This is a genomic window from Anaeromicrobium sediminis (assembly GCF_002270055.1).
Taxonomy (GTDB): Bacteria; Bacillota; Clostridia; order Peptostreptococcales; family Thermotaleaceae; genus Anaeromicrobium; species Anaeromicrobium sediminis.
Genome location: NZ_NIBG01000036.1, coordinates 20441 through 28191, shown reverse-complemented (window position 1 = coordinate 28191; position 7751 = coordinate 20441). Strand labels below are relative to the sequence as shown.

At 28.4% G+C, this 7751-nt stretch carries 4 protein-coding genes; 1 reads left to right on the top strand and 3 read right to left on the bottom strand.

Annotated elements, in window-relative coordinates; all coding sequences use genetic code 11:
* Window positions 1–2403 (bottom strand): Ig-like domain-containing protein (locus CCE28_RS21105; protein WP_141228407.1); only part of this gene is annotated, 2403 nt, incomplete at its 3' end.
* A gap of 226 nt (window positions 2404–2629) precedes the next feature.
* Between CCE28_RS21105 and CCE28_RS21100 the strand changes: the two genes are divergently transcribed.
* Entirely contained in the window at window positions 2630–3712 is a 1083-nt protein-coding gene (locus tag CCE28_RS21100) for a stalk domain-containing protein (RefSeq protein WP_095136128.1), read from the top strand.
* A 36-nt stretch (window positions 3713–3748) separates the two neighbouring features.
* Here the strand turns inward: CCE28_RS21100 and CCE28_RS21095 are convergent, their stop codons facing one another.
* The gene (locus CCE28_RS21095) at window positions 3749–4828 is read right to left on the bottom strand and encodes an S-layer homology domain-containing protein (protein WP_176461966.1); all 1080 of its coding nucleotides are present in this window, start codon (window positions 4826–4828) and stop codon (window positions 3749–3751) included.
* 33 nt (window positions 4829–4861) lie between these two features.
* Complete coding sequence (locus CCE28_RS21090) at window positions 4862–7645, bottom strand: ABC transporter substrate binding protein (protein WP_095136124.1); 2784 nt, start codon at window positions 7643–7645, stop codon at window positions 4862–4864.
* Window positions 7646–7751 lie beyond the last annotated feature (106 nt).

The window sequence follows — 7751 nt, the reverse complement described above, 5'->3', positions numbered from 1 at the left end:
ATAATTTTCATTTGGAACATGGTCTCCTTCCTGTATTATAGATATGGATCCATACATGGTGGCCTTGTGATTTTCTCCATTTTTTATAATAACATCATATATACCCACATCTAAATCTGAAGGTAATTCTACTTTTAAAGTCTTATCATCTATCCAATCTACATCTCTAGCCTTTTCTTCATTAAAATAAACTTCCACATCACTACTAAAATATTTTCCATAAATATATATATCGTAATCATCATAATCTTCCGGTACGCTTCCTATAGATATTTTATCTATGTTAGGAATATCCTTCGTTTTAAAATTAAATGATACGGATTCATTTCCTATCACATTATCTGCCCCACCATAGTACACTAGATTTGATGGTATATCTAAGACGTAACTATTATTGGAACTTAACTTTAGAATAGGTATATATATGGTTACTTCATTACTAGATTCATTCTTTACATATATGTATTTATTAGTTTTTTCCGTATCTGATATTATAGAGTTCATAAAGACTTTATCTAGTACATTCTCTGAACCATTTAAAGAGTGTATGTTTATGGCATTTAAATTATCTTTATTTAGTTTTAAAGTATTGTCTATATCATTAAATGTAACTTTAACAAAGAACTTATCCTTTGTAGTGTCATCTATTACATCGTGTTTTAATTGATTTTCATCATATACTCCCTCATTAGTAGGGTATACTCTTACTACAACTGGCTTGTCCTTAGGAACAATATATAATAGTTCATTATCAGAAGAAATTATTTCGTCTCCATTTTGAAATACTACCTTTACTTTATACTTACCTGTATTTGTATCCTTTGATAATTCATCCCTAATGGAGTCTCGGATGTGAACCTTTAATTTAGTACTATTATCAAATTCCACGTAAGAACTATCTATATCTATTGAATTAGGTGCATTGCCACTAAATGGTATTAACACTACTTTACTGATCCTTTCATTAAAGTTATGTCCTATTATATTAAAGGTTTTTTCCGTATTCTTTAGGTCAATAACTTTTATTTCATTGTCTTCTAACTTATCTATACCCTTATCATTAATTTCATTTGATGCAGTAACGAAGGAATATATTAAATTATTGCTTTTAACACCGCCTATTGTTTCAAAGGTTCCCTCTGGTATGGAAAGTTTATAGTGAAGTCCACTTTTTAAGTTCTCATTTGGATATATGTATAATTTACTTTTTTTATTTGAACCATCTAAATAATAGTTTAGCTTTATTTCTTTTATTGGTGCTTTAATATCTTCATTATAGTTTTCAAATATGGTTATATTTTTCAAGCTATCTTCATAAACGCCACTAGTTACTGTATCATACCTTTCACTAGATAATAGTGGAATCACTTCCCTATCTAAGCGTATTTCCATAGGAGTTGTGCTATTGTATATGGGTTGTGTATAATATGTTTTATCAAAGTTTGACTCTCCATTGTTTAATGAATAATTAATAGTGGAGTTATCACTGGCTGCCTTTACATAAAAAACCGTGTCTATATTATTACTTATATTGATTCCATGAGTATCTTCTATGTATTTCTTATCTATAAAAAGCCTATAGGAACTATTTTCTTTTAATATTTCTGTTGGTTTTATTTTTAAATAATCATTTATATGTTCAATACTTTCAATGTTGAAATACTCAACTTTACTTGTATATGAATAGTTATCATTATTATTTATGAAGTTAAAATCAGGATTGTACACACTCTCTGCGACAGTAGCCTCGTTAAAAGATTTTAACTTTTTATTGATTTTTACCCTATCATTTAATAGAGTTCCTAGAACATCAATATCTTCATTTATGTTTTGGTCAAATCTTATATATATATATCCATCTTTAGAAAGTTGCGTTTCATTTACTTTCGTTATGTCATCCATAAAATTTTCATTAGAGGAATATTTAACTACATTAGGAATACTTCCATCTCCCGTAGTTGTAAAGACTAATTGTATCTCTTTATTTTTCACTTCATTTCCACTAATATCTGTTACTCCTACTAATCTAACCATATTAGGACTAATAGTTAATGTATACTCCGTATTTTTCTTAAGATTAAATACACCATCTCTTTCATCCATTATGTTTATAAGTAGTTCCTTATTTCCAGTTCCGCCTATTTCTATTCCGCTATTATCTAGTAAATATGCCCCCTCATTGGAAGTTAAGGTTATATAATTACTCTTACTACTATCCAAAAATTGAATTTCATGGGTAAATGATATTTTTATTAATGGGTCTAAACTTACATTAATTTCACTATTTTGTGGACTTGTACTTAAGATTATATTATTGGGGTCTACTGTCTCTCCATAAGAATAATTATTAAGAGAAAATAACACCATCACAGCCACAACTACACTTAATACTTTCTTAGTCATAATTACCTCCCCTTCTAAAGTCTACTTACTTATTTATCGGCTAAAATTCAAGTTTTTTTTACTTTTTTCTCTATTTTCAATTGTACCATATATAACCAATGGTAAATAGTTTTTAAAAAGTATACAGGTAAAAAGTATCATATACTAATAATTTATTAACCAGAACTATTACCCACTTTATATTTATGGTAAAATGTAGGAAACATCTATTATAAGGGGGTAACTTATGAAAAAGAAATTAATAATAACTCTTATAATCTGTCTTATATTAAGCACAGTAGTAGGAGTATCTGCCACATACACTAAAAAGATAAATGCTTGGTTTTATAATATTAAGGTAAATTATAATGGTAAAAATGTAGCATTTAATTCTGCTCCATTTATATATAATGGTTATGTTTATGTGCCAATAAATGACTTAGCTCGTGAAATGGGATATTCCTATACATGGCATAACAATTCTAAAACCATGGATATATATCCATCTACTAGTTCTACTGATATAACTGCCCTTCAAGCAGAACTTGATAGAAAAAATATGGAAATAACAAATCTAAAATTTCAATTAAGTCAACAAAATCTATATAAATCTATTTCAAATGATTCTGGTTCTTCTAGTAGTTCTTCTAATACTTCCCTTGAAGACATCAGAAGAATATTAGAAGAAGATTTTGATTCCCATAAAAACGATGGAAATACTTTAAGATTTAAAGACTTTAAAGTAAGCAAGTATTCCAACGAAGTATTAGTAAAAATGTATGGAGACTTTGATAAGAGTTATAGTAAATGGGAAGATAGAGATGATGATGACTTTGATGATTTTATAGAGGATTTATGTGAAGAGGTTATAAAATACATAAAGAAAGACGTAATTGTTAAAGTTTACGATGATGACGACGACCAAATAAAAAAATATACTTATGATTATAATGATGAAAGATTATATGAAGATGATGATGACGATGATATTGATGATAAGTTAAATTCTGTGGAAAATGATTTAGAAGATGATTATGAAGATTATACAATAGGAAGCAAGACCTTAGAATTTAGCAAATTCTCTTTAAAACAAAAGTCTAATGATGATATAGAGTGTAAAATATACGCCAAATTTGATAAAGATTCTGATGATTGGAAGGATAGAGATAAAGAAGATTTTAGAGAATTTGTTGAAAAAGTTTGTGACGATATTACTGATGAAGTTGATGAAGATGTGGATGTATTAGTATATGATGAAGACAATGATAAAATTGCTGAATATGAATATGACGAAAATGACAATGATTTAGAAAAAGTTTATGAATATTAAAAAGGTATAAAAATAGGGCTGGTTATTAACCGGCCCTTATTTTACTTCCACATACACTATATTTTTTTTATCATTTATCCAGTACTCTATGTAGTCATATTCATTTAAATCACTAGGAAATCCTATAGTATCATTATATTTGTTATATACAATATATCCATTGTCTCCTTCTGTTGAGATCTTATTATACTCTCCACTTTCGTCTCTTATAGTATATACATAATTATTTTTCCCCGTTATCTCTCCTGTTATCAAATTTTCTACAGGTACTACAAACTTTTCCATACTATCTATTACGCCTTCTTTTACAGAATAACCCCTTAGTTCAAGGATTTTTTTACTCATTTTATCTAAGATTACTGCCATTTCATCTCTACGCATATGGCTATTAGGCTTAAAATACCCATCTATTGGTTCTATTATTTTAAGCTGTAATACTCGCTCAATTAAAGATATATTTTCTGGTTTTATTTTTGAATAATCCTTTAAATTATATACATATTGTCTACTAGATCCACCTATTTTATTAAGGCCCATAATTCTACTTATCCATATGGCCACTTCTTCTCTATTTGCCAATTCACCCCATGTATATTTATGTTTCATTTCACTTCTTATTTTTTCCTCTAAATCTTTTATCTCATCCTCTGTATAATTAGGTCTTTTCTTTAATTCTTCATCAATCTTATCTTCTATTTTATATTCTTCTTCATCAGATACATATAATATATTTTTAGCTTCTTCCTTAGTTATTAGCTTAATTTTTTTAGCAGTTTCTAAATAAGCTTCCAACTCATTATTGTTATTCAATTTTTTCTTTTCTATTACTTCTTGAACTTCTTCTTCTTTTCCAGCCATTCTTACTAGCATAGTTATAACTTCTTCTTTACTTATACTCTTACTTGGATAGAACTTGTCTGAACCATTTTTCCTAATTATAGATAAACTGGCCAGCTTATAAATGGATTTTTTATAAGGGCTGTTTTTTATATCAGAAAAATTCATATTATTATAAAGTGCTTCATATTCTTTAATTCCAATGTATTTATCCATGGCAAAAGTAGTATTAGTTAACAACAAGCTTATTAAAAGTACTAGTATTCCTATTTTCTTCAATTTCATCCCTCCACATAGTATATCGTCATAAAACTATTCACTCTTAAGGAGTTCTTCAAAATTAATAGAATCTAAAGGTTTGCTAAACAAGTACCCTTGAACCATATTGCACCTTTGTTCTCTTAAGAAATCATATTGTTCTTTAGTCTCTACACCTTCTGCTACTATATTTAAATTCAAGCTATTGGCCATGGATATGATAGCCTCTACTACCTTAGCATTGTTATCACTTACAAATACATCTTGTATGAAGGATTTATCTATCTTTAGTTTACTTATATCTAATCTAGTTAGTTCTCCTAAAGATGAGTATCCCGTCCCAAAATCATCTATAGAAAACTTTACTCCCACTTCATCTAGTTCCTTTAATACATTAATTATCTTATCCATATTCTCCATGTATACAGTCTCAGTAATTTCTAATTCTAAATATTTAGGGTCAAGGCCTGTTTCATTTAAAATATCTATTACGGTCTTAGCAAAATCCTTCTTTTCCAATTGTTTAACAGATACATTTACAGCTATGAACATATGATCATACCCATTATTTTGCCACTCCTTATTCTGCCTACAAGCTTCTCTTAATACCCATCTGCCTATTTCATGTATCATACCATTTTGTTCTGCTATGGGGATGAAATTAAAGGGAGATACATAACCAAGTTCTGGACTATTCCATCTTATAAGGGTTTCTGCTCCTATTATTTTGTTTGTATGGGTATTTAGTATGGGCTGATAATTAACGCTTATTTCTTCTTTACCTAATGCACCTCTTAAATTATTTTCTATTATGAATTCTTCTTGTATCTTTTCATCAAGCTCTGGTACATATATCTCTATCTTTTCTTCTTTTCTTTTTTTAGCTTTATACATGGCAATGTCCGCATTTTTAATTAATGTTCCACTATCTTGCCCATGTTCTGGATATTTGGCTATTCCAATGCTGGCAGATAAATATATTTTTTCTTTATCCGTATAAAAGGGCTCTTCTATGGACTCTATAATTTTTTGGGACGTTCCTATTATTCCATTTATTTTTTCAGGGTTAGTAAAAAGCGCAATAAATTCATCTCCACCCATTCTAGCAATTATTTCGCCTTTACCCATAATATCTATAAGTCTCTGAGAGCAAGTCTTCAATATAATATCTCCTGCTCCATGGCCTAGGGTATCATTAATCTTTTTAAATCCATCTAAATCCATAAACATTACAGCTATATCCTTGCCCTTTTGTACTTCTTCCTTTAACTTGTCGTTAAAAAACCTTCTATTATACAGATCTGTTAAAGGATCCTTGTATGCTAGATATTCTATTGTATCTTCCCTTTCTTTCTCATTGGTTATATCTGAACATATTATGTAGGCTCCCATATAATTAGAATCGTTTTTTATGGCATATGCAGTTATTTTCAAGTGTCTATTTCCACTTCTTCCATTAATACTTACAACGTCTTTATATATTTCGCCACTTTTCAATTTATCTTCCCAATTAGCCATGACCTGCTCTATGGTAATTTCATCTTCCAAGTATCTTATTGCTACTTCTTCTACGGTTTTTCCCTTTATATCTTCTATATTTACTTTAAACAATTCTATGAAGCTCTTATTTATATGGTTTACTCTTTCATATTCATCTAATATTAAAATGGCTTCTGGAGATTTTTCAAATAATTGTTTAAAATAAGACTTTTGAATTTTTAATTCCTTTTCTACTTTATTTCTGGTTAATATGCTTTTGTACAAAATAATAATTATTACAAAACTAAGGAATATAAACCCTATTGTAATTTGAATCCATACTTTATATTTTCTTAATTCTTCAAAGGGTTTATTAAGTATAGTTGAGTTATTTGGAATTTTATTTAAACTTATATCATGTTTTTTCAATTCCTTATAATCAAAAATATATTTATTAGGGCTCTTCTCCACAACTTTTATTATACTTATCTCTTCTCCATTTAAAATATTTAATGCAATGGTAGCGGCAGTTCTTGCCTGTTCATACTGACTTACAACCTTTCCTCCCACAATTCCATTTCCAATGCCATGTTCCCATAGATGGTATACGGGAGCCTTTGAATTTTTTATTATTTCATTTAGGCTTTCTTCAAAGGTCATGGATTTATCATTCATATCCTTAAATGCAGACATGATAATAACACTGTCCTTTTTATTTATACGTGATATCTTACTAAATAGTTGATCAAATGACATTTCTTTCAATGATAATTGTCTAAATTTTAGGTTCTCATAATATTTCATAGTATTTTTTATTTCTTCTATAGTGGCATCACTACTAGTAGTTTTATCCATTATAAAATATACATTAGACACATTCCTTTGAAAGTTCCCTATAATATCTAAGGTCTCCCTTAAGGATATGGCCTCTAATACTCCTGTAAAATTAGGATTTTCATTAAAACTCATTCCCTTTTCTATATCATTTACTCCAGAGAAAACCACTGGTAACCCTTTAAATAGTTCATCATAATACTTTTCTACAAATAATAATGCATTATCATCCGTAGCCATTATTAAATCATATTTTTCTCCATTAGAAAGCTTGTATGATAAGCTTTCATAGAAATTCCTTAAATGGGTTTCATCAGAAAATCTCTTACTATCCATATATTCCATATGCAAATTTACATTTTCTTTCTTTAAAACACTTCTTATTCCAGCTTCTAATCTATCATAGCTAATAAAGGTTGGACTATAAGAGTTTATAACTAACACCCTATTCTTTTCTTCTCCATATGAGATTATTTGAAAACACATTATAAAAATAATAACTATGCCAAAGATTTTATTTTTCATTTTTTACCTCATTTCATTACTCTTAATATTACCCACTCTTTATTTTTACATATCTAGAAATCATTTTCCATTTTTTTCATTATTTATCAGTAGGTCTATAGTCCTA